The 22981-nt window shown below is 72.8% G+C and carries 21 protein-coding genes and 1 pseudogene; 11 read left to right on the forward strand and 11 right to left on the reverse strand.

Going from position 1 to position 22981, the window contains the following annotated elements:
• Positions 1-23 precede the first annotated feature (23 nt).
• The gene (locus tag EV386_RS02195; RefSeq protein ID WP_130411903.1) at positions 24-878 is read right to left on the reverse strand and encodes an LLM class flavin-dependent oxidoreductase; all 855 of its coding nucleotides are present in this window, start codon (positions 876-878) and stop codon (positions 24-26) included.
• Positions 879-951: 73 nt separating this feature from the next.
• On the opposite strand from EV386_RS02195, the gene lpdA reads away from it, so the two are divergent.
• On the forward strand, positions 952-2355 hold the full coding sequence (lpdA, locus tag EV386_RS02200) for a dihydrolipoyl dehydrogenase (RefSeq protein WP_130411905.1): 1404 nt from the start codon (positions 952-954) through the stop codon (positions 2353-2355).
• A 143-nt stretch (positions 2356-2498) separates the two neighbouring features.
• Here lpdA and EV386_RS02205 read toward each other — a convergent pair whose 3' ends face one another.
• Positions 2499-2867 carry a winged helix-turn-helix transcriptional regulator gene (locus EV386_RS02205; protein ID WP_130411907.1) on the reverse strand — a complete coding sequence of 123 codons (369 nt, stop codon included), beginning with the start codon at positions 2865-2867 and terminating at the stop codon, positions 2499-2501.
• A gap of 64 nt (positions 2868-2931) precedes the next feature.
• Here EV386_RS02205 and EV386_RS02210 point away from each other — a divergent pair, with 64 nt between their 5' ends.
• Both EV386_RS02210 and EV386_RS02215 read left to right on the forward strand, forming a co-directional pair.
• Positions 2932-3879 (forward strand): LLM class flavin-dependent oxidoreductase, encoded by a 948-nt coding sequence (locus EV386_RS02210; protein ID WP_130411909.1) that lies wholly within the window; start codon positions 2932-2934, stop codon positions 3877-3879.
• On the forward strand, positions 3876-5252 hold the full coding sequence (locus EV386_RS02215; protein WP_130411911.1) for an FAD-binding oxidoreductase: 1377 nt from the start codon (positions 3876-3878) through the stop codon (positions 5250-5252). Before EV386_RS02210 ends, EV386_RS02215 begins: the two co-directional genes overlap by 4 nt.
• On the opposite strand, the gene EV386_RS02220 is transcribed toward EV386_RS02215, so the two are convergent.
• The gene (locus EV386_RS02220) at positions 5198-5614 is read right to left on the reverse strand and encodes a nuclear transport factor 2 family protein (protein ID WP_130411913.1); all 417 of its coding nucleotides are present in this window, start codon (positions 5612-5614) and stop codon (positions 5198-5200) included. The genes EV386_RS02215 and EV386_RS02220 overlap by 55 nt on opposite strands.
• The gene (locus EV386_RS02225) at positions 5614-6489 is read right to left on the reverse strand and encodes an SDR family NAD(P)-dependent oxidoreductase (protein ID WP_165399808.1); all 876 of its coding nucleotides are present in this window, start codon (positions 6487-6489) and stop codon (positions 5614-5616) included. Before EV386_RS02225 ends, EV386_RS02220 begins: the two co-directional genes overlap by 1 nt.
• A 247-nt stretch (positions 6490-6736) precedes the next feature.
• Between EV386_RS02225 and EV386_RS02230 the strand changes: the two genes are divergently transcribed.
• The 3 genes from EV386_RS02230 to nhaA are packed head-to-tail and all read left to right on the forward strand — an operon-like array spanning position 6737 to position 10246.
• Positions 6737-7531, forward strand: coding sequence for an SDR family oxidoreductase (locus EV386_RS02230; RefSeq protein ID WP_207216450.1), 795 nt, complete (start codon positions 6737-6739; stop codon positions 7529-7531).
• Positions 7532-7535: 4 nt separating this feature from the next.
• On the forward strand, positions 7536-8348 hold the full coding sequence (locus EV386_RS02235; protein WP_130411917.1) for an SDR family oxidoreductase: 813 nt from the start codon (positions 7536-7538) through the stop codon (positions 8346-8348).
• On the forward strand, positions 8345-10246 hold the full coding sequence (nhaA, locus tag EV386_RS02240; protein WP_130411919.1) for a Na+/H+ antiporter NhaA: 1902 nt from the start codon (positions 8345-8347) through the stop codon (positions 10244-10246). Before EV386_RS02235 ends, nhaA begins: the two co-directional genes overlap by 4 nt.
• Here the strand turns inward: nhaA and EV386_RS02245 are convergent.
• Together EV386_RS02245 and EV386_RS02250 are read right to left on the reverse strand one after the other, a co-directional pair.
• Positions 10234-13017 (reverse strand): ATP-binding protein, encoded by a 2784-nt coding sequence (locus tag EV386_RS02245; protein ID WP_130411921.1) that lies wholly within the window; start codon positions 13015-13017, stop codon positions 10234-10236. The two genes, nhaA and EV386_RS02245, sit on opposite strands and share 13 nt — an antisense overlap.
• A 733-nt stretch (positions 13018-13750) precedes the next feature.
• A complete protein-coding gene (locus tag EV386_RS02250) occupies positions 13751-14593 on the reverse strand; it encodes a LysR family transcriptional regulator (RefSeq protein WP_165399809.1) in 843 nt (280 codons plus the stop codon).
• Positions 14594-14682: 89 nt separating this feature from the next.
• Here EV386_RS02250 and EV386_RS02255 point away from each other — a divergent pair, with 89 nt between their 5' ends.
• Both EV386_RS02255 and EV386_RS02260 read left to right on the forward strand, forming a co-directional pair.
• A complete protein-coding gene (locus EV386_RS02255) occupies positions 14683-15429 on the forward strand; it encodes a CTP synthase (protein WP_130411925.1) in 747 nt (248 codons plus the stop codon).
• Positions 15426-16010, forward strand: a complete 585-nt coding sequence (locus EV386_RS02260) for an RBBP9/YdeN family alpha/beta hydrolase (protein WP_130411927.1) — start codon at positions 15426-15428, stop codon at positions 16008-16010. The genes EV386_RS02255 and EV386_RS02260 overlap by 4 nt, the downstream gene beginning before the upstream one ends.
• Positions 16011-16022: 12 nt before the next feature.
• Here EV386_RS02260 and EV386_RS02265 read toward each other — a convergent pair whose 3' ends face one another.
• From EV386_RS02265 to EV386_RS18945, 5 genes and pseudogenes are all read right to left on the reverse strand, one after another.
• Positions 16023-16688, reverse strand: a complete 666-nt coding sequence (locus EV386_RS02265; RefSeq protein WP_130411929.1) for a pentapeptide repeat-containing protein — start codon at positions 16686-16688, stop codon at positions 16023-16025.
• 235 nt (positions 16689-16923) lie between these two features.
• Positions 16924-18225 (reverse strand): enterochelin esterase domain-containing protein, encoded by a 1302-nt coding sequence (locus tag EV386_RS02270; protein WP_130411931.1) that lies wholly within the window; start codon positions 18223-18225, stop codon positions 16924-16926.
• 83 nt (positions 18226-18308) lie between these two features.
• A complete protein-coding gene (locus EV386_RS02275) occupies positions 18309-19202 on the reverse strand; it encodes a LysR family transcriptional regulator (RefSeq protein ID WP_130411933.1) in 894 nt (297 codons plus the stop codon).
• 155 nt (positions 19203-19357) lie between these two features.
• Positions 19358-19552, reverse strand: coding sequence for an SDR family oxidoreductase (locus EV386_RS18615; RefSeq protein WP_242607797.1), 195 nt, complete (start codon positions 19550-19552; stop codon positions 19358-19360).
• A gap of 61 nt (positions 19553-19613) precedes the next feature.
• Positions 19614-20081: pseudogene (locus EV386_RS18945) on the reverse strand (SDR family NAD(P)-dependent oxidoreductase); the annotation flags it as partial.
• Between the two features lie 331 nt (positions 20082-20412).
• Here EV386_RS18945 and EV386_RS02285 point away from each other — a divergent pair.
• From EV386_RS02285 to EV386_RS02295, 3 genes are read left to right on the forward strand one after another with little or no spacing between them, the layout of a single operon-like run.
• Positions 20413-21402: an ABC transporter substrate-binding protein gene (locus EV386_RS02285; protein WP_242607799.1), complete on the forward strand. Its 990-nt coding sequence runs from the start codon at positions 20413-20415 to the stop codon at positions 21400-21402.
• Positions 21399-22187: an ABC transporter permease gene (locus EV386_RS02290; protein WP_242607800.1), complete on the forward strand. Its 789-nt coding sequence runs from the start codon at positions 21399-21401 to the stop codon at positions 22185-22187. Before EV386_RS02285 ends, EV386_RS02290 begins: the two co-directional genes overlap by 4 nt.
• The gene (locus tag EV386_RS02295; RefSeq protein WP_130411942.1) at positions 22184-22978 is read left to right on the forward strand and encodes an ABC transporter permease; all 795 of its coding nucleotides are present in this window, start codon (positions 22184-22186) and stop codon (positions 22976-22978) included. Before EV386_RS02290 ends, EV386_RS02295 begins: the two co-directional genes overlap by 4 nt.
• Positions 22979-22981: the final 3 nt, after the last annotated feature.

A 22981-nucleotide genomic window follows, 5' to 3' on the forward strand; every position in this document is an offset into this window, starting at 1 on the left:
GAGGGCGACCGGTGCGACCTGGGCTAACGCGACGGAAGTGCGCGCCTGGCCTTGTCCAGCAACAGCTCGGGCGTGACGGGCTCGGGGGGCCACCAGCTCTCCACCCACCAGGTCGCGCCCGCCTCCTGCGCCGCCGCGAGCTGCTCACGGGCCCGACCCCGGTCATCCGACAGGCGGCCCTGGATGACGACGTCGAACGGCCCGGCGTCCCTGCTGCGGCGGCCGGCCATCCACGCGACGAGCGCCGCGACGTCGTCCGGCCCGGGCTCGGCGTCCGTGGCGCGCAGCTGTGGCACGACGCCGTCCCAGCGCAGCGCGCGGCGCAGGCTCTTGAGCGGGGGACGCTCCGCATCCCACACCGCGACCGGCCACACGGGAATCCGGCCGCGCACGGGCGGCTGGGGGAGGCGGAAGTCGCCCGTGCTCAGGTGCTCGCCCTCGAAGCGGAAGGTCTCGCCCGACCACGAGCGCTCGAGCCAGGCCAGCACCTCGTCGAGCAGCCCGGCGCGGTCGCGCAGCGCCGTCGGCTGGCCGTGCGCGGACGTGAACGCCCGATCGGAGGGGACGCCGACGCCGACCGGGAGCACCAGGCGGCCACCCGACAGGTGGTCGACCGTGAGCGCGCGCTGCGCCAGCTCCCAGGGCCGGTGGCGCGGCGGGGCGAAGACCATCGCGCCGAGCGTCATGCGCTCCGTGACGGCCGCGGCGCCCGCGAGCACGGCGAACGGGTCCCAGGTCGCGACCCCGTCGAACTCCGGGTCGTCGAGGCTGATCGCGTCCCACGCGAAGAAGCCGTCCCAGCCGTGCTGCTCGGCCTCGCGCGCGAGCCGCACCATCTGGGCGGGTGTGCCGCAGGAGCCGATGAGACCGATCCTCATGCGCCCAACGTACGACCATCCTGTGACACACATCGCGTCAGCATCATTGACGGGGCGCAATAGGCTTGCGCCCATGGCTTCCCACTTTGACGTCGTACTCCTCGGTGCGGGCCCCGGCGGCTACGTCGCCGCGATCCGCGCCGCGCAGCTCGGCAAGTCAGTCGCGATCATCGAGGAGAAGTACTGGGGTGGTGTGTGCCTCAACGTGGGGTGCATCCCCTCCAAGGCGCTCCTGCGCAACGCCGAGCTGGCGCACATCTTCCACACGCAGGCCGACTTCTTCGGCATGTCGGGCGAGGTGAGCTTCGACTTCGGCCGCGCCTGGGACCGCTCCCGCGAGGTCGCGGACGGGCGCACCAAGGGCGTCCACTTCCTGATGAAGAAGAACAAGATCACGGAGTTCGACGGCCGTGGCACGTTCGTCGACGCCAAGACGATCGAGGTCGCGCTCAACGGCGGCGGCACGCAGACCGTGACGGCCGACAACGTCATCATCGCGACCGGCTCGCAGGTGCGACTCCTGCCCGGCGTCGAGCTGTCGGACAACATCGTCACGTACGAGACCCAGATCATGACGCGCGAGCTGCCGAAGTCGATCGCGATCGTCGGCGCCGGCGCCATCGGCATGGAGTTCGCGTACGTCCTGAAGAACTACGGCGTGGACGTCACGATCATCGAGTTCCTCGACCGCGCGCTGCCCAACGAGGACGCGGACGTCTCCAAAGAGATCGCCAAGCAGTACAAGAAGCTCGGCGTCACGCTCCTCACCTCGACCGCGGTCCAGACGGTCCAGGACAACGGCTCGTCGGTCACGGTGTCGTACAAGGGCGTCAAGGACGACAAGCCCGGCGAGATCACCGTCGACAAGGTGCTCATGGCCGTCGGGTTCGCGCCCAACGTCTCGGGCTACGGCCTGGAGAAGACCGGCGTCGCGCTCACCGACCGCGGCGCCATCGCCATCGACGACCACATGCGCACCAACGTCCCCGGCGTCTACGCCATCGGCGACGTCACGGCCAAGCTCATGCTCGCCCACGTGGCCGAGGCCCAGGGCGTCGTCGCCGCCGAGACCATCGCCGGCGCCGAGACCATGACGCTCGGGGACTACCGCATGATGCCGCGCGCGACGTTCTGCTCGCCGCAGGTCGCCTCGTTCGGCCTCACCGAGGCGCAGGCCAAGGACGAGGGCTACGACGTCAAGGTCGCCTCGTTCCCGTTCATGGCCAACGGCAAGGCCCACGGCCTCGGCGACCCGACCGGGTTCGTCAAGATCGTCGCCGACGCCAAGTACAACGAGCTCCTCGGCGCCCACATGATCGGCCCGGACGTCTCCGAGATGCTGCCCGAGCTCACGCTCGCCGCCAAGTGGGACCTGACGGCCGACGAGGTCGCGCGCAACGTGCACACGCACCCGACGCTGTCGGAGGCCATCCAGGAGGCCATCCACGGCATCGCGGGGCACATGATCAACTTCTGACCGTTCGGACGGTCGAGCCTGTCGAGGCCCGGGGAAGGGGCCCGGATCTGCGAGTTTTCGCAGGTCCGGGCCTCTTTCTGTCTCCGGGGAGAGAAGGAGCCCTCGAGGCGCGGTCCGTTCCCTGATATCCCGGCGGCCGCCTGTCACTCCGGGCGGCTCGAGGGCAACGGGTGGAGGTAGCCCCACGTCACGAGCGGCTGCATGGCTTCGATGAGCTCCTCGCCGAGGGGGGTGAGCGTGTACTCGGAGTAGGCAGGGGTCGTCGGCACGATGGTTCGCGTGACCAGTCCGTGGGCCGCGAGCTCCTTGAGCCGCTGGGACAGCAGGCGGTCCGAGAGCCCGGCGACGACGCGAAGGATCTCGCCGAAGCGCCGCGAGCCTCGGGAGATTGCGAGCATGATCGCGCCCGTCCAGCGCTTGCCGACGATCTCCATGGCTGACTGGAAGGCGCGGCACGCCTCGTCGTCGAGGATCTGCATGGCGCTGGCGGGACGGCTCAAGCGTGAGGACACTTACGAATGGTAAGTACCTAATGGGATCCTTGGCAACAGCGCGCCCCAGGCGCAACCTGGGCTCATGACCGACTACGGGCACACGCTTCGATTCGGGGTCAGCATCGACCCCTCCGCCTCAGACTTTCCAGAGGCGCTCAGCCTCGCGCGCCAGGCAGACGCAGCGGGCCTCGACCTGCTCGCCGTGCAGGACCATCCGTACCAGGAGTCGCACCTCGACGCCTGGACGATGCTCACCCAACTCGTCGCGCACACCGAGCGCATCGCTGTGATGGGCGATGTGCTCGACCTGCAGCTCCGTCCGCCGGCTCTCACGGCGAAGGCGGCAGCATCCCTCGCCGTGATGAACGGGGGTCGGGTGCACCTCGGCGTCGGCGGCGGCGCAAGCGCACAGGGCGTTGCCGCGATGGGCGGGCGTCCGCGGAGCGCGGGCGACACCATCGCGTTCACCGAGGAGGCGATCGGCATCATGCGGGGCGCACTCGAGGGCGGCCTGGTCCAGGCCTCGTCCGAGCAACATCAGGTCGCCGGCTACCGGGCCGGGCCGATTCCCCCGGAACACGTGGGCATCTGGCTGGGCGGCCAGCGGCCACGCATGCTCCGCGTCATGGGGCGGGTCGCCGACGGCTGGATCTCACCCCTGAACATCTACGTCGCCCCGCACGAGGTTCCCGAGAAGCAGGAGATCATCGACGACGCGGCCACGGCCGCAGGGCGCGACCCGAAGGACATCCGCCGCATCTACAACGTACTTGGCGCCATCGGGCCGTTCCGCGGCGGGCAGGGTCTTGTCGGCCCCGTGGCCGAGTGGGTCGAGACCCTCGCGTCCTGGGCCGTCGACCTCGGCTTCGACACGTTCGTGTTCTGGCCGATCACTGATGCGGAGGACCAGGTGCGGCTGTTCTCCGACCTCGTCGTCCCCGCGGTCAGGGACCGCGTCGCGTCACTGCGCGCCGAGCGTGGCACGACCCTTGCCGACGCCGACGCCGACGCCGAGGGGAGCCTCGCATGACTGGGCTCGCCGTGCCAGCGTCCTTGCGGGCCCGTGCCGTCGAGCCGGGGGACCGTCGATGGGAGGCTCTGCGCTCCACGTACACGACGGCGCACGATCCGGCGCTGGTCCTCCTGCCTCGCACGTCCGAGGAGGTGGCCGACGCGCTGGTGTTCGCCGGCGGGTCCGGGCTGCCGGTCTCGGTCCGCAGCGGCGGTCACGGCCTGCACGGCCGTTCGTCGAACGACGGCGGAATCGTCGTCGATCTGTCGGTGATGGACGCGATCGAGGTGCTCGACCGGGACGCGGGTCTCGTGCGCCTGCAGGCTGGCGCGCGCTGGGGGCGGGTCGCCGAGCGGCTCGCCCGAGACGGCCTCGCGATCAGCTCCGGCGACCACGGCAACGTCGGTGTCGGTGGGCTCGCCACGGCGGGAGGCATCGGCTGGTTGACTCGCACCTACGGTCTGACCGTCGACCACGTGCGCGCAGCGACCGTCGTCCTGCCCGACGGGCGAGTCGTGCGCACCGACCCTGAGCACGAGCCTGATCTCCTGTGGGCAGTGCGAGGCGCGGGGGACAGCGTCGGGATCGTCACCGACCTCGACATCGAGGCCATGCCCCTCGGCCTGGTCGGGATCGGTCAGGTCGCTGTGGCGGCCGACGCCGACGTGCTGCTCCGTTGGTCGCAGCACCTGCAGGGCGCGCCTCGCGACCTCACGGTGAACGGCCTGCTCAGCGGCTCGAGCGGCGGCGCAGTCCTGCAGATGACCGCCGTCGTCGCGAGCGACGAGCCCGACCGCGTCCGCGAGCTCCTCGAGCCGCTCGGCGATCTCGGTGGGAGGGTCCTCGGGATGCAGGCCCAGCTCGCGCCCTACACGGCACTCGTGTCCAGCGAACATGCCCACGCCAACTACGGGCAGCAGCCCGCGATCACCACGAACCTGCTCCTGCCGACGCTCACCTCGGACAGCGCCCAGGTGTTGCTCTCCGTGGCGACGCACCCGGCCCGGCCATTCGTCCAGGTCCGCTCGCTGGGGGGTGCGACGCACGACGTGGCGCCCGAGGAGTCGGCGTTCCCGCACCGGAGCCAGAACGCGCTGACCACGCTCACGGTCTTCCCGCCTCAGACAGGCAGCGAGCTCGATGAGGTGGCAGCGCCTCTGCGTCCGTTCGGGACGGGGGCTTACCGCAACTTCGAGAGCCGGCCCGACGAGCGCACCTTCTGGGCGGCCTATCCCGGCGCGACAGGGGAGCGGGTGCTGGAGCTGCGCCGTCGATACGACCCTGAGGGGGTGCTGCGCCGACTGGACGCGCCGTCGCAGCCGGTCAGAGGCGACGGTCAGGTGGTCGGCTCGACACCGAACCAGAGCTCGTTGAACGCGATGCTGTCGTAGAAGGCGGTGCCGTCGACGACCAACCCGCCCTTGAGCCGCATGACCCAGGCATAGGTGTTCTCGTACGTCGTTCCGGCAGTGGTGGTGCCTTGTCCGTCCCAGAGGACCACCACCGTTCCGGTCGACTCGTCCGCATGCACGCTCCGCACGGCGACCGGCCGGAACGGCGCGTCGGCGCTGAAGCGCCGCGCGAACGGGATGAGGACTTCGTCCGTGAAGGCTTGGCGGCTCGCGTAGCGACCCGCGGACGTCGAGCGGCCCGTGATCTCCCACGTCATGTCGACGGAGAAGATCCGGCTGACGTGCGCCCTGCCTGCGACCCAGTCGTCGAATGCCGCTGTGACGATCTCCCGGTTGCCCATCACGTCCCTCCTGGTCTGGTGTGGGAACCGCGCGACGAGGACCCGTCCGGCCGCGGCGAGGTGGTCGGAGAGTAGGGTCGCAGAGCGTCGAGAGTCCACGACATGAGGGCGTCGCCGAGGTCGGCGTCGAGTGCCTCGTCGCTCGGTTGAACGAGCCGGCCGTCGTCGAAGTAGTCGCCACCACGCGCGTCGTCCATGAGCGCGCTGATGACGTTGCGGGCGCCTCGGCCGACGTCGGCTCCCTGCGCGCCGAACATGGCGTGGAGCAGGGAGGTGCTGATCACTCCCGGGTTCAGGCATACGGGGGTCACTGGGAGGTCTGCCAGCCGTTCGGCGGCCAACCATCGGGTATAGAGAATGATGGCGAGCTTTGACCGGGCGTAGGCGCGCACCTGGTCGTAGTCCTGCTCGAGCTCGATGTCTGGGAGGTCGAGGCTCGTCATCCGGTGCGTTGCGGAGGCGAGGTTGACGACGCGTGCTCCGTCCGCCAGGGCGGGGAGCAGATGCTCGGTCAGCAGCACCATCGCGAGATAGTTCACTTGGAGCGTGCGTTCGTGGCCGTCAGGGGTGACGCGCCGCTGGAGGGCTCCCGGGACTGCCGCGTTGTTGATCACCGCGTCGACGGGCCCCGCTGCGGTCTCGACCATGGTGTGCGCGGCTGCGGCGACCTCGCTCAGGTTCTCGAAGTCGCACGAGACGTAGCGCACTGCGGCAGTGCCCGCGCTCAGCGCGCGCAAGGCGCCCTGCGCGTCGTGCGTGGACTCCGGGCCCTGGACGACGACGCGACGTGCCGTCATGGCCAGTCGGCGTGCGGTCTCGAGGCCGATGCCGCTCGTGGCGCCGGTGACAATCAACGTGGCTGCGTCTGGACTCATGGCGCTTCTCCGACGAGGTCGAGGCTGCGGGTGCTGGCCTGGGTCAGGTCTCAGGCTTATCGCTCCGGTCATCACCCGTACCCGGGACTGCCTGGGGTTGCTCCCGTGTCTCGGTTGCGCGGGCGCCGGGGTTCCGTCCCCGCCGGTGCCCAACTCCGGGCGGCTTCGGCATGCTGACGATGGCGAGAGCCTGTGCTCGCCGTCTCATGCGCGGCGGAGTTACCGGGCGACGAGAAGAGGTGGAGCCGTGCCATTGGTGCAGGACTCACGGCTGGTCGACGAGCCGTTCCCCTTGCGGGGGCGGACGGCGGTCGTCACCGGGGCGGCGTCGGGTATCGGGCGTGCGGTTGCTCGCGCGCTGGCGCACACGGGCGCCCGGGTGGCGGCGCTCGACGTCGACGACGCAGGTCTTGACCTGGTCAGCACGCTCGACGAGGAGGGCGCGGTGGGGTCGGTGGTCGGCGTCCGGGCGGACGTGACCGACCGACGCCGTCTCGAGGCGGTGCGGGGAGAGGTCCGGCGCCGTCTGGGACCGGCTGATCTCGTCGTCGCGAACGCGGGCGTGATGTTCGGCGGGCCGTTCGAACTCTCCGACGTGGGGGAGTGGGACCAGATGATCGCCGTCAACGTGATGGGCGTGCTGAACACCGCCCGGGTCTTCGTGGAAGACCTTCTCGCCGCCGCGGACAAGGGTCGGTCCACCGACCTCGTGATCGTCGGGTCGGTCGCATCCCATCTTCTCCTCGCGGGCTTCTCGGTGTACTCGTCGACGGCGGCCGCGCGCGCCCAGCTGGCCCGCTCGCTGCGTGCGGAGCTCTCGGACCGCGGGGTGCGTGTTCGGCACATCGAGCCGGGAACCACGACGACCGGTCTGGGCCGCGGCATCAGTGACCCTCGAGCCCGCGAGAGCCTTGAGCGTATGCGCGCGGTCCGCGATCCCCTGACCCCGGCGGACGTCGCCGACGCCGTCGTCTTCTCGGCGTCGCTGCCGGTCGGAGTCAATCTCGCCGAGGCCGTGGTCCTGCCCACCAGGCAGGGATGAGCCGATGGGTGTGACGGGCGGCAAGGATCGGGTCGTGGTGGTGACCGGCGCCTCGCACGGCGTCGGCGTCGAGACCGCCGCCGAGCTCCTCGGGCAGGGTGCGAACGTGGTCCTCGCGGAGAGCGACCGGGCGTGGCGCGCCTCACGCGTGCGCGAGCTCGTCGAGGCGTTCGGCCGCGACCGGGTCCTCGCGCAGCGTGTCGACGTCACGGACGCGTTCGCGCTGTTGGAGCTGCGCGACACCGTGCACGAGCGATTCGGGACCGTGGACGCGGTCGTCGTCGGCGTCGGGGTGGCGTCCTGGGACGCGTTCGAGGACGCCGTCCCGGGGGAGTGGGCGAGCATGCTGAACACGAACGTCTCGGGGATGCTTCAGACCGCGCACGTCTTCGCCCGGGACCTGATCGAGAGCGCCACCGACGGGGTCGCGGACCTGCTGTTCGTCGGCGCGCTCGTGGGGTCGGTCGCGTACCCGCGATGGTCCGTCTTCGCCGCGGTGTCCGCGGCTATCGGGCAGCTGGCCGTGAGCCTGCGGCAGGAGCTCGGTCCGCGCGGCGTCAGGGTGCACCAGGTGCAGCCCGGGCTCACGGAGGTCGACGGGTTCGGATACGACGGCAACGCCCGCACCCGGCGCGCCTGGAACTCGCTCATCGCGGACCTGCCCCCTGTCCCGGTCACGACGGTCGCCCACGTGATCACCGCCGCGCTACAACTGCCCGCGCACGTCAACCTGGCGGACATGGTGATCATCCCGACCGGCCAGGACGCTCGGCTGCCGACCCGACTCGGCGTCGACATCGGGGAGAGCCGCCGGTGACTGCGACGCCGATCCGGCTGAGGGGCGCGGTGTCGCACGAGAGGCTACAGCGGCTCTCACGGTCCTCCGCCGCCGCAGCCGGCGCTCTGCTCCTCGCGACGTTGTGCGCCCTGGTGTGGGCCAACGTCCCGGGTGGAACGTACGACGCCCTCTGGCACGCCGAGGCTGAGATCGCGATCGGTGGAGCCGAGCTCCGGCTCGACCTGCGGCACTGGGTCAACGACGGACTGATGACCCTCTTCTTCCTCCTCGTGTCGCTCGAAGTCAAGCACGCGTTCGCGCTCGGCGAGCTGCGAGACCGGGCCCGTGCTCGCCTGCCGGTGTTCGCGGCCGTCGCAGGCCTCATCGTCCCCGCGCTGCTCTTCCTCGTGGTGATGTCGCTCGGCGACGGGGACCCGCGCGCCGTCGGCGCGTGGGGAGCGGTCATCTCGACCGACACGGCGTTCGCTCTGGGCCTCTTGGCGCTGGTCGGCCGCTCCGCACCGCCGGCGCTGCGGCTCTTCATCTTGACGCTCGCCGTCGTCGACGACGTCGGCGCGCTGGCCGTCGTGGCGGTGGCCTTCACTGACGACCTCGCTGTCATCCCGATGGCCGTCGCCGCTCTCGCGCTCGTCGGTCTCGCGGTCCTGTCCCGGATAGGCGTGTGGCGGGGCCCGGTGTATCTCGCGGTGGCGGTGGTCGCATGGCTCGCCTTCCTCGCGTCCGGGGTCCACGCGACCGTCGCAGGCGTCGCCATCGGTCTCGTCCTCCCGGTCCACGCACCGCGCCGCGAACGTGTGCAGGAGGCCGCGACCAGCGCGCGCGAGTTCTCCCGGGCGCCGAACCCGCGGCGTGGACGAGACGCGACCCTTCGCATCGCGCGGGCGGTGTCCGTCAACGAGCGGCTGCAGACCCTCTTCGGCCCGTACGTCAACCTCCTCGTCGTGCCGGTCTTCGCGCTGGCGAATGCCGGCGTCGTGCTCGACGGCCCGTCGCTGCTCGGCGCTGCGACGTCCACCTTGACCTGGGCGGTCGTGGTCGGCCTGGTCGTCGGCAAGTTCGTGGGCGTGGTATGCGGGGTCGGCGCCGCCCTCGCGCTGGGCGCGGCGCGGCTCGCCCCTGGTCTGCACGTGAGGCACGTCGCCGCGGCGGGCGCGATCTCGGGGATGGGTTTCACGATCTCGCTGTTCATCGTCGATCTCTCGCTCGACGACGCCGAGACGCAGAGCCAGGCACGGATCGGTGTGCTCGCCGCGACCGTCGTGGCGGCGGCGCTGTCCTCGGCGGTGTTCGCGGTCGCTCGCCGCCGCGATCGGCGGGCGGGCGACGAGACGCCGCGCCTCCTGCGGCCCGTCGATCCGGCCCGGGACCACCTCCGGGGGCCCGCCGACGCGCCCAGCCAGCTCGTCGTCTACGCGTCCTTCGCCTACTCGACTGCTGGACGGTTCGAGGAGCTCTTGGATGAGTTGAGGGAGCGGCTCGGTGATCGACTGCTCATCGTGTTCCGGCACCTACCGACGGCGGACCCGGTCGCGCTCGAGGCCGCCCAGGCAAGTGAGGCGGCTGCCTCTCAGGGGCGGTTCTGGGAGATGCGCGACGCGCTCGCGCGGGCCGGTGGACAGCTCACCTCACGAGAGGTCCGACGGTGCGCGGCCCGTGCCGGCCTCAACGTCGACCGGGTCGAGGACGCGGTCCAGAGCGGTCGTCACCTCGCGCGCGTCACCGAGGACGCTGTCGACGCCGAGGCGATCGGCTCCGGCGAACCCCCTCAGATCTTCGTCAACGACCGCCTCTATCAGGGGCCGGTCGACATCGATGACCTCGAGGCACAGCTCGAGTCCGCTCCCGTCGCGCCGGCCGCGCCGCAGCACGAGAGGCAGGTCGCCCGGCGCGCCCGCCCGACCGTCTACTCCTGGTGAAGCGCACGCGCCAGCTCGTGCCGTGACGAGATGCCGAGCTTCGCGAACACGTTGCCCAGGTGGTATTCGACGGTGCGCGGGCTGATGTAGAGACGAGCCCCGATCTCCGGGTTGGTCAGCCGCTCCCGCGCGAGGCGCGCGACGCGCGCCTCCTGCGGCGTGAGCCCGAGGCTTGTGGGCCCGACCGACGCAGGAGTCGGCAAGCCACACGCGACGAGCTCCTGCGCCGCCCGCCGGCCGAAAGCCCGCATGCCCATCGACGTGAACATCCCGTGCGCCGCCGTCAGCTCGCGCCGAGCCGCGGAGCGGCGTCGGGCTCGCCTCAGCCACTCCCCGTAGAGCAGGTGGGCGCGCGCGAGCTCGACCCGCACCCGCGTGCCGGAGAGCTCCTCGACGGCCGTTCTGTACCAGTTCTCGGCGTCGGGACCGGGCGTGACGAGCGCGCGGCACCGCGCGGCCATCCCTGCGGCGAAACGCGTCCCGGCGTTGGCCGTCGCCTCCTCCACGCGGCGCATGGCGACCCGCGCCCGCTCGCCCTGGCCGGAGCGGGCCGCGGCCTCGATCAGCTCGACCGCCCCGAAGCCTGATGACCACAGCTCTTCCGGGTTGGCGCAGGCGACCATCGCCTCTCCCGCCGCCTCCCCGTACCGGCCCAGCGCGTTGCCGGTCACGGCGCCGGCCCAGGCCGCGACTGTCAGCCCGATGCCCTCACCGGAGGCGGCAGCCTCGGTCCGGGCGACCTCGACGGCGGACGCCGCCTCGTCTGCGCCCTGGAGCGCGAGAACTGCGAGGGACACGTAGCGGCTGATCGGCGCGTCGGTCACCTCCGAGAGCGCGGCGACCTCGTCGAGGGCGCGCACTGCTTCGGCGAACTCGCCGGTGCCGGCGGCGACGCCGACGCGTGTGTTGAGCGCGATCGGGAGGATCGCCAGCGCTCCGGCGTCTCGGGCGAGCGCGACGTGCTTCCGGGAGAGCTCGTCCCAGGCGGCGTCATCCCATACGGCGAGTGCGACATGGCTCGCGAACCACAGCCAGCGCAGGCCGTCGCGCGGGTCGAGGTCGTCCGCCCCGAACGCCTCGAGCGCACGGCGGACTGCGGTCGCCCCCGCCGCATGGCCACCGGTCACGGTGAGTGCGAGGCCGTCCATCAAGAGGTCGGGGGCACGTGTCGGTCCGTCCGGTGGCGGCGCGTCGCGCGCCGCCAGAGCGACGTCGCGCAGGCCGACCGGGTCCGCCAGGCGTCCGGCCACCGTCGCAGACGCGAGGGCCTCGAGGTAGGTCTCCCGCGCGAGAGAACGATCGAGAGGCTCGAGACGGCGGGCTGCGTCAAGGATCTGTGCCGTCGTGCCGGGCCCGCGGTGCGTGACGAAGGCGATCTGTGCGCGCAAGCGCTCGACGCGGGCGGTCTGCAGCGGTTGAAGAGGGCCGCCCTCAGCCCGGGCGAGGAGGTCGAGCGCGGCGTTCGTGCCGCCGGCCTCGAAGCGTCGCTGGGCTGACGCGAGCAGGCGAGAGGACCGTCGCTCGGGGTCGGGTGTGAGCAGTGCGGACTGCTCGAGGAAGGCAGCCGACGCCGCCACCCCTCCGCGAGCCCGCGCCCTCTCCGCGGAGGTCTCGAGCTCGAGGGCGACGCGCTCGTCCGGGCGAACCGTGCCCCGCGCGGCGTGCCAGGCGCGGCGGTCAGGGTCGGTCCTTGGGTCGGTCGCGGCGGCGAGGGCGAGATGCGCCTGGACGCGCTGCCGCGGGGTCGCGCTCCGGTAGGCGGCGGAGCGGACGAGCGGATGCCGGAACCGCACCCAGGTGTCGACTGAGAGCAGCGACGCAGCGGCTTCGAGTTGGTCGACACCTATCTCGAGGCCAGCCTTCCCCACCGCGCGCCACAGCAGGGCGGGGTCTCCGGTGGGGTCTGCCGCGGCGAGGACCAGGAGTTGCTGCGCCGGCGGCGCCAACTCAGCCATCTCCTCGCGGAAGGACGCCTCGATCCTGTCGGTGATCTGCACCGCCGACGGGAGGCCGAACCCTCCTGCGGTATCGGTCAACGTCGCCGAGCGGCCAAAGGTCGTGATTGCCAGCGGGTTGCCGCCGGCCTCCGAAAGAACACGATCGCTGACCTGCGGATCGAGGCGGCCGTGCACCGATGCCTCAAGGAGCGCGGCCGCGTCCGTTCTGCCCAGGCCGCCGAGGGTCACGGAGGGCAGGCTGCGGAACGCTGACCTGTCGACGACCGCGCGCGTGGTCGCCAGGACCGCGACAGGCTCCGCGACCAGGCGACGCGTCGCAAAGACGATTGCCTGCGCTGACGCCGCGTCCACCCACTGGGCGTCGTCCACGAGGCAGAGGATCGGGGCGTCCGCGGCGGACGCGGCCAGGAGGTTGAGCACGGCAAGACCGACGACGAGTTGGTCGGGCGCGGGGCCGGTGGCGCGGCCCAATGCCACGTGAAGTGCTGCGCGCTGCGGCTCCGGCAGGGCCCCGTAGGCGTCGAGCATGGGCGCGCAGAACTGGTGGAGCGCCGAGTACGGGAGCTCCATCTCCGACTGCGCGCCGGTCACACGAAGCGTGCGGAAGCCGTCGGCCGCGGCCGCGGCCACGTCCAACAGCGCTGACTTTCCCATGCCCGGCTCGCCTCGTACCACGAGAGCCGCGCTTGACCCCCGCCGGGCTACGGCGAGCAGCCCGAGCAGACTGGACTGCTCCGACCGCCTGCCAAAGAGCCTCGGTCCGCCCTCTCGTGACGCGCGGGGCGCTCGTTCGCCGTCCTGGCTCACGGACATAGCCCCTGGCGACGTTGAGCAGGAGCGTTTCCCGAGGTCACGCCGCTCGAGCACAGGACCACCGGGTCACGCCCCCCACCGAAGTGCCAGACCGCACGCATCCCCGACTCTACGGAAGCCCATCCCGCGATGGAAGGTGCGCGCCAGCCCGGGAGTCCGACCCACCCGTCTCAGTCAGCGATGCGCGCGATGCGGCCCGAGCGCGGGGTCACCGCAGACGCTGACGCCGGCTCCTGGTAGTCGTACCAGTGCTCCTCGATGACGTAGCACAGGCCCTCGTTCAGGCGATGCTGCCGGCGTTGACGCCGGCGCCGCCGGTGCCGAAGACCTCGGCGCCGTCAGCGGCGATCGCCAGCACCGAGGCGGCCTTGACCGCCGAGGCGAGGCGCTGGCCGCGGTGGTCAGCGCGGACCGAGGTGGACTCGGTCTCGGCGCGGTCCGAACGGCGAGCGATCCCGGTGACCGCGACCAGGTCGTCGGCGTCGGGGGCGCGCCGAAGATGCGCAAGCCCCGCGCGAAGAGCGCCCGCACGTCCTCCTGGCTCGGGGCGGCGTGCGCGGTCGACGGCGTGGACGGGTAGTCGGCCTCGTTGACCGCCTCCAGCGCGGCGATGGCCGCGGCGTCGTGCGGGTCGAGCTCGACGACGCGGTAGCCGTGAGCGGTGGCTGCGGCAACCTCGCGCCGCTGGTCTGCTCGACGCGGCGGCGTGAGGGGCCCGCGCCCTGAGGGAAGGTCACACGCGCATGGCGACCGCCCGTGCGACGGCGCGGGAGGCCGCGTGGACGCGGACCTCGATCCGGTGCACCAGCCGTGGCGCCGTGAGCGGCACGCGGGCGAGCCCGTTCGGAGCCAGCCCCGACAGGGGGACGGCGGCCAGCCCGTGTCCGGCCCGGACGAGCCGCGCGACGGTGGTCGCGGCGGCGCCGTCGTACGCGGTTCCCCGCCGCAGGGTGGTCCGCGCGACGGCGGCCAGGTCCGCCGTCGCGCACACCGTGCGGCTCGTGGCCAGCCAGCGGGCGTCGGCCAAGTCGGCGAGGGCGAGCCCGTCGCGGGCGGCGAGCAGATGGTCGGCGGGCAGCAGGACCCCGAGCGGCGCCTCGGCCAGGACGCGTGTCTCGACGTCGGCCGCGGCGCCGGGCAAGGGGTCGCCGGGTGCGGTCAGGCCGTCGACGAGAGCGAGGTCGACGTCGCCGCTGGCCAAGGCGGCGGAGGCGCCCGCCAGGTCGCGCACGCGCACAGCGGCGACCGCGTGGCCCACCGGCAGCAGGTGCTCGGTCGCGGGGGTGACGGCCATCGCGATCGGCGCATGGGCGTCGTCGTCCTCCAGTCGACGCACGGCGGCGCGGGCGGCTTGCTCGTGTGCCAGCATCTGGCGCGCGTGCCGCAGGAACTCGCGTCCGGCCGGAGTCGGGGCCACCGTGGGGCGGCGGGTCAGGAGTCGCGCGCCGACGGTGCGCTCGATCGCCGCGACGTGCTGCGACACCGCCGACTGGGTGAACCCCAGCGCGTGCGCGGCGCGGGAGAAGGATCCCGTCTCGGCGACGGCGAGCAGGCTCGTCACAGCGCGCGTGTCCACGCCGGTCAGTATCCAGCATCGCAATCGCTGATGTGGTCATCGGACTTCATCGTTGGACCTGATACGGCTCGCGGCGACAGCATGTCGGCATGACCTCCCCGTCCACCGGCCTTCGCCGGGTCCCGACGCGCGTCGCGCTCGTCGGCGACCGTTCCCCAGCCGTCCGCGCCCACACCCGGATCCCCGACATCGCGGCGCGCTTTCCCGACGTCGACCTGCTCTGGGTCGCCAGCACGGCCGTCACCCCCGCTGACGCCGAGGCGTTCGACGGCCTCTGGGTCGTGCCCGGCTCGCCCTACGCCGACGAGGACCGTGTCGTGGCGGCGATCGGCGCCGCGCGGCGCGCCGGGACGCCGCTGCTCGGCACGTGCGGCGGGTACCAGCACATGCTCCTGGAGTTCGCGCGTGGCGTCGCCGGCCTGCGGGTACGGCACGCGGAGTCCGCCGCCGGACCGGACGACGTGCGGGCGCTCATCACGCCGCTGGCGTGCTCGCTCGTGGGCCACTGCGGCCAGGTGGACCTGCAACCCGGAACGCTCGCGGCAGACCTGTTGGGCGAGCGCGCGTTCGAGCGCTACCACTGCTCCTTCGGCCTCGCCGCCGCTGACGCCGGCCCGCTCGTCGAGGCGGGCATGGTCGTCTCGGGCCGCAGTCCTGACGGCGATCCGCGTGTCGTCGAACTCCCCGGCGCGGGCTTCTGGTTCGGCGTCGCCTTCCAGCCCGAGCTGGCCGACACCCAGCCTCACCCAGTGATCGAGGCGTTCATCGGCGCCGCCCGCGAGCGCGCGGCGCGACGAGCCGCCAGCCCGACGGCGCCGAGGGGCGCTGCCGCATGAGGTACGTGACCGTCCCGGGCATCGGGGGCTCGGGCCCCGACCACTGGCAGACCCATTGGGACGCCGAGCTGCCCGCGACACGGATCGCGCCCGCGTCATGGGACCGGCCCGACCCTCGCGACTGGTCGGCCGCGATCAGCCGTGCGGTCGCCGCGCCGGGCGCCGGCTCCGCTCCGCCCGGCGCCGCGCCCGGTCCCGACCGCGTCGTGCTCATCGCCCACAGCCTCGGCGCCCTGGCGGCCTCGGCCTGGCTCGTCGAACGCGGGCCGGGGCCCGTCGTCGGCGCCATGCTCGTGGCGGTTCCGGACCCGGACGGCCCGGCCTTCCCCGAGGCGGCCCGTGGCTTCACAGCGCGCCGCGCACCCCTGCCCGTCCCCACGCTCGTCGTCGTGTCCGACGACGACCCGTACGCCGGGCCCGCCTGGGCTCGCGGGCTCGCCCTGGACTGGGGCGCCGCGGTCGCGGACGTCGGACCGCTCGGACACGTCAACGCCACGAGCGGCGTGGGCGCCTGGGACCAGGGCCGGGCGCTTCTGCGGTCGTGTGGGGCGGTTCGGGACGCCGAAGAGCGCGAGGGCTGAGGACGCCGCGGCTCAGCCCACGACCGTGATGCCGAGGTGTGCGGCGAGCGCGGGCGCGAGGTCGGCGAGCTGCTCCGGGCTGATCGTCGCCCCCGCGAGCGAGCCGAGGCCGCTCAGCTCCTCGATCGCGGCCCCGCGCAGGTCGACGTGCCGCAGCGTCGACCCCTGGACGTCGAGGCGGCGCACACGCACGCCGTGGAACGCGACGCGGGTCGCGGTCGCCCCGACTAGGTCGAGCTCGTCGATGACGCAGTCGGTGAACCGGAGGTCGTCGAGCGTCGCCCCGCGCAGGTTGATGTAGCCGAGCCTGCAGTCGGCGACGTCGACACCGCGCCACGTCGACTCGTACAGCTCGGCCGAGCCGAGGCGGGCGTTGCGCACGGTGACGTCCCGCCAGGAGCCGCGCACGCCGCGCACCACCGGGACGTCCGCGCGCTCGACGACGCAGCCCACGAGCGTGGCGTTGCCTAGGTCGACCTGGTCGGCGCGCAGCCCGCTCAGGCGCGACTCGTACAGCCGCGCGTGCGCGAGGTCGACGACGTCGGTCGAGACGCCGTCGAACGCGAGCCCCTCGAGGTCCGCGTCGGCGACCAGCGCGGCCGCGTCACCGGGGCCCAGGTCCCTCAGGTCGACTGGGTCGATCGACGGTCGCTCGGGTGCGCTCCGGGGCCTCGCCATCCGGGCAGGGTATCCGCCCTGGAGCGCCAGAACCCGCCTGTGCGCGCGAGGCGGCGTCGGCCGAGCCCAGGACTCGCTCGCTCGCCGGCGCTCGGCGCCAGCCCGACGCCGCCCGCCAGGGTGCGCGCAGAGGCTCCGGGCACGGTGCGCCGTCACAGTCGAGGCCTGCGTCACCCGGCGCGACGAGGCCGTGCTGGAGGGTGTGCTGCCGACCCGGTAGCGCGCTTCCCGCCGCTCAGCGCGCCGTGATCCGGCGCAGCGCCCGCGGCAGGCTGACCTCCCAGCAGGCGCGGTCGTGGCCGCCGTCGTACTCCGCGTAGTGGAGCGCCTCGCATCGGCCCGCGAGCGCGTTGCGCAGGCGCCGCGTCGGCTCCAGCAGCACCCACTCGTTGAGCCCGACCTCCAGGCTCACGCGCCCCAGGCGGGCGTCGGCCTCCAGGATGGTGCGGGTGAGCCACTCCGCCGGCTCGCCGCCAGCGGGGTTCGGCCACCACAGCGAGCCGGACTGGCACACCGACGCGCCGAAGCGGTCGGGCGCGAGGCACTGGGCGTACAGCGCGCTGAGGCCACCGAGGGACTGCCCGGCGATCGTGGTGCGGCGTGGGTCGCGGGTCACGGGCGCGCCGAGCGCGGCCGGCGCGGTGTCGATGAGGGTCAGCACGTCGGCGACGAGGCGCGGGTTGCAGGTCAGGTCCGCGACGCGCTCGCGCATCGGGCCGTGGTCGAGCAGCAGGGTCGCGGTCGGGCGCAGGACGCCGGAGGCGGCCCACGCGTCGAGCCGTTCGCCGTCGTTCGCGGCCCAGGCCTCGCCGTCGAGCAGCACCAGGACGTCCCAGGGGTCGGAGCCGGGGCCGCCCGCGGGCACGTGCCACCGGGCGCGGCGCGCTCCGGTCTGGACCGGGACGAAAGCGCCGCTCACGTCCGCCCGTCGCGTCGGCAGCCCTCGCGGCGCCGTCGGCCCGGAGGCGACCGAGCCGAGCGGGCCGCACTCGCGCGCGTGCGGGTCGGGCCGGGCATGGCTCAGGAGGTCGTACCAGGCCTCGACCGCACGACGGCGGTGCGGCGGTGTGACCGCGAGAGACCGAGCGCGGCGCTGGTCCAGGTCTGCGAGGCCGGACGCCGGACGGGATCGGCCGTCGTCGACCGCCAGGCTGTAGCTGCCCCGCCAAGCTGCGCCGAGGCGCAGCGTCAGCGTCCACACGTCGGTGCCCGCGATGGGGGTCATCAGCGCCTGGGGGTAGGTCGTGTCGTCGACGAGTTTGTTGATCACGACGGCGACCTGTCGGGCCGTGCCGCGATGGGCGAACGTGTACTCCCGCACCGGCCCTCGGCCCTCGATGAGGGGCGTGCCGTGCGCGACGACGTGCGCCCAGAACGCGTCGACCACCTCAGGGCCCGCGCCCGCGGCGAGCGCGGTGCGCAGCGCCTCGACCTGGGGCGACGTGCCATGCGCCGGCGCGTCCGGGCGGGCGACATGGGGCGGGATGGACAGCTCGCGCGCGCCGGACGGCGGGCTCGTGAACGGGTTGGCGGGCACCGGCCCACTGTAGAGACGCGTGACTGTAGTGACGCGTGACGGTAGAGACGCGTGGCACGAGCCGGCCGCGGCCTCAGGCGTCGTCAGCGCTCCGGGCGCCAGCGGCGGAACGTGTCGCCGAGCGTGGGCACCGCCAGTTCGAGTGCGATGCGCCGGAAGGCCGCGAGCTCCGGCGCAGTCCGGTGTGCGTCGGACGCCAGTCCCACGCGCGCGGCCGGCACGCCGTCGAGCGGGCGGTAGACCACCTCGGGGCGTGGGTACAGGTCGGAGACGGACGCGCCGACGATGGCGATGCCGCGGCGCGCGGCGACGTGTTCGAGCTTCTCCTCCATCGAGCGCGTCGTGATCCCTGGGCGGCTGCTGGGCAGATGGTCGCCTGCCCAACCGGGCACCAGGTCGGGGGAGTCGAGCAGCGGCTCGTCCTCCAGGTCGCGCACGTCGATCCGCCCACGGTCGGAGAGGGGGTGGTCGCGGCGCAGCGCGACCACGCGGGGCTCCTCGGCGAGGGGGGTCACGGTCAGTCCGGCGTCGTCGAACGGGTAGCGCAGGAACCCGACGTCGGCCGTGCCGTCGTGCAGCACGGTGACCTGGTCGAGGAACGAGGTGCGCACGACGTCGGCGTCCCACCCGGGGTGGGTGTCACAGAAGCGTGAGGCTATGGCCGTGACCACCAGGCCGGGCATGAACGCGATCGTGAGCAGCCGCCGCTCATCGCTCGTGCGCGACGCGCGGCGCACCAGGGCGTCGGCGGCGCGCAGCAGCGGCAGCGCGTCCTCAAGCACCTGCTCGCCGGCCGGGGTCAACGTGGTGCCCAGGTGCGACCGGTCGAGCAGCCGAACGCCGAGCTCGCGCTCCAACGCGCGCAGCTGACGTGTCAGGACGGGCTGGGCGACGAAGAGCTGGTCGGCGGCGGCCCGCATCGACGCCGTCTGGGCCACGGCGACGAAGTAGCGCAGTTTGCGCAGGTCGACGTCCATGCTGCTCCTCGCTCCGGGGGCCTGAGCGATCCGGCGCCCGCGCAGGCGCCGTCCGCCGCCGGGAGACGGTCAGGACGACGTCGCGTCCGCCGTCGTCCTGACCATCATGGGCCGCGGGTGGGCGCTCCGCCTGCCCCCGCACCCCACGCGGCGGCTCAGACGAGCACCGTGCCGCCGTCGATCACGCTGACCACGCCGGTGGCGTAGTCCTGCTCGATGAGGTGGACGTACTCGCGCGCGGCGTCCTCGGGCTCCGCGACGCGGCCGAGCGGCAGCGACTTGCCCGTCACCTCGTACATGAGCTCGCGGTCGGCCTCGGGCATGCCGGCCCACAGGGGGCTGCGGACCACGCCCGGGGGCCACGACGTTGACCCGCAGCGGGGCCAGCTCCACGGCCAAGGAGCGGGCCGCCGCGATAACGGCGCCGGAGACGGCCGCGCCGAGGAACCAGCCCGGCCCGCCCTTGAGCGCGGCGGTGCCCGCGGTCAGCGTGATCGACCCGCCCGCGCGCAGGTGCGGCACGGCCTGGCGGACGACGTCGAGCATGTGCACGAGCCGCAGGCCGAGGATCCGCGCCCCGGCATCGGCCGTGTAGCCGTCGAGCGTGGTGGCGGCGAACGCGTCTCCCGCGGTGTAGACGAGGTGGTCGAACGGACCGACCTCATCGAGGAGGGCGGCGACCGCGGACGGGTCCGAGGCGTCGACCGCGCGACCGGAAGCCGACGGCGGAAGGCGGCGCACGGCGGACTCGACGGAGGCCGGGTTGCGGGACGCGACGACGACGCTCGCGCCCTTCGCGGCGAGCGCCTGCGCGGTGGCGAAGCCGAGGCCGCTGGTGCCGCCGAACACGACGACGGTGTGAGAGGCGTTGAGTGACATGGGGTGCTCCTGGGTCAGGTGCGGCCCGCTCTGGGCCGTGCCGACACAGTCCGCTGGCGCATCGCGCGTGGCTACTACCTGGGCGGTCCGCGCGATACCCGGCGGACATCACCCCAGGCCCGCGGCGACGCGCGGCGGGGGGCTCTCTCAACCGCTCGGGCATTGACGGCGGTGACGCGCGTCACCTATGTTCGGAGTGAGCACAGTTGTTCGGCAGGTGGTCACCAGCGTTCGAAGACGAACGCGGGTCGGCGTCAGCGACATCCCCTCCCGGCACGCCGTGGCGACGGCACTGTGCGAAGTCGAAGGCACCGTTCAAAGGAGAACTCCCGTGCGTCGTCTTGTCTCGTCCGCAGCGGCGGCCTGTGCCGCCGCGCTCGTCCTCGCCGCGTGCGCCAGCGGCTCATCCGCTCAGAACGGGTCCACCCCCACCGCTCAGGAGGGCGAGGGCTCCGGCGCCCTGACGCCCGTGTCGGTCGGCGTGATCCCGATCGTCGACGTCGCCCCGATCTATCTGGGCGTCGAGCAGGGGTTCTTCGAGGAGGAGGGCCTCGACGTCACGCTCGAACTCGCACAGGGAGGCGCCGCGATCGTCCCCGCCGTGATGAGCGGCCAGTACCAGTTCGGCTTCAGCAACACCACGTCGCTGATCCTGGCCTCCGAGCAAGGCCTGGGCATCACGATCCTCACCGCCGGGGCCATCTCGACCGGCGAGGTCGGGGCCGACTTCGGCGGCGTCGTCGCGATGCCCGACTCGGGGATCGCCACCGCCGCGGACCTGGCCGGAAAGACCGTCGCGGTCAACACGCTCAAGAACATCGGCGACACCACCGTGCGCGCCGTCGTCGACCAGGCCGGGGCCGACCCGGACTCCGTCACCTTCGTCGAGATGGGCTTCCCCGACATGCCGGCCGCGGTCGCGGGCGGGCAGGTCGACGCCGCGTGGATCGTCGAGCCGCACCTGACCCGCGCGATCCAGGCGGGAGCCCAGGTTGTGAGCTGGAACTTCGCCGAGTCGGACCCCGACCTGCTTGTGGGCGTGTACTTCACCAGCCAGCAGCGCGTCGCGGACGACCCCGAGATGGTGGCCGCGTTCACCGCCGCGATGCGCAAGTCACTCGACTACGGGCAGAGCAACCCGGACGCGATCCGTGCCGTCCTCGACACCTACACGGAGATTGACCCCGCGGTGAAGGAGGCCATGAGCCTGCCCCATTGGGCGCCCGACGCCGAGGCGGGCGCGATCCAGCGACTCGCCGACCTTGGTGCGAGGTACGGCATGTTCGACTCGCCGCCCGACACGTCGAAGCTCCTGCCGTGACGAGTCGTGTGCGCCGTCGCCTCCCCGGCTGGGCCTGGGGTCTGGCCGGGGTCGCGACCCTGCTCGCCGTCCTGGAGGCCGTGCCGCGCGCCGGGGTCGTGGACCGGCGGTTCCTGCCCACGTCGTCGGACATCCTCGGCACCCTGGTCCATCGGCTCGGGTCGGGGGAGTTCTGGACGGCGCTGGGGCAGACGCTGACGACCTGGGGCGCCGGGCTGGGGATCGCGTTGACGGCGGGCGTCGCGCTCGGCGTGGTCATCGGCATGGCGCCGTTCCTGCGGGCAGCGACGGCCTCGACGATCGAGTTTCTGCGCCCCGTGCCGTCGGTCGCGCTCATCCCGGTGGCGGTGCTGCTGTTCGGCACCGGACGCGCCTCGACCCTGCTGCTGGTGGTCTACGCCTCGTTCTGGCAGGTGTTGGTCCAGGTCCTGTCCGGTGTCCAGGATGTCGACCCCGTGGCCTCGGACACCGCGCGCTCCTACCGCTTCTCGCTATGGGCGCGGGTGCGGACCGTGATCTGGCCGACGACGCTGCCGTACGCGATGACCGGGCTGCGCCTGGCCGCGTCGGTCGCACTGATCTTGACCGTCACCGGCGAGCTGCTGATCGGCACGCCGGGCCTGGGCCTGCTGATCTCGCGGGCGCAGTCGTCGGGCGCGGTGGCCTCGATGTACGCGCTGGTGGTCGTGACCGGGCTGCTCGGGGTCGCGCTGAACCTGCTGGCGCGCGCCGTGGAGGCCAGAGCCCTGTTCTGGCACCCGTCGATCCGAGGGGAGGCGCCATGACGCGCGCCTGGCGCCCGATCCTGCTCGCCACGGGCCTGCCCGCCGTCCTGCTGGGCCTGTGGTGGGCGCTGACGGCCGAGAGCACCTCGTTCTTCAACCCGCCGCTGGCCCGGATCCTGGCCCAGTTCCGCCAGACGTGGTTCACGCAGCCGTTCGGCGAGTCGCTGTTCGTGCACGACGTCCTGCCCTCGGTGGCGCGTCTGCTGGCCGGCTACCTTGTCGCGCTCGCGATCGGCGTCGGGCTGGGCGTCGCGATCGGCTCGTCGCGCGCGCTGCGCGCCTACTGCGAGCCGGTGCTCGAGTTCTTCCGCGCGATCCCGCCGCCGGTCATGGTGCCGATCCTCATGCTGTTCCTCGGCATCGGCACGCCCATGCGCGTATTCGTCATCGCGACCGGGTGCCTGTGGCCGATCCTGCTCAACACGATCGAGGGCGTGCGCGGGATCGACCCCGTGCTGCGCGACACCGCCCGCGCTTACCGCCTCGGGCGCCGCTCGATGGTGCGGCACCTGGTGGTGCGCGGGGCGAGCCCGCAGATCGTCACCGGCGCCCGCCAGGCTCTGTCGATCGGGATCATCCTCATGGTCATCTCCGAGATGTTCACGGCGCGTGACGGCCTCGGTTTCACCGTCGTGTCGTTCCAGCGCAGCTTCGCGATCCCCGAGATGTGGTCAGGCGTGATCATCCTCGGCCTGATCGGCGTGCTGCTGTCCCTCGTCTTCCGGGCCGTCACCGAGGCGGTCCTGGCCTGGTACCTGGGGTACCGGTCCGCGCAGCGTGGAGGTGCCTGACCT

This window comes from Xylanimonas ulmi, from assembly GCF_004216535.1.
Taxonomy (GTDB): domain Bacteria; phylum Actinomycetota; class Actinomycetes; order Actinomycetales; family Cellulomonadaceae; genus Xylanimonas; species Xylanimonas ulmi.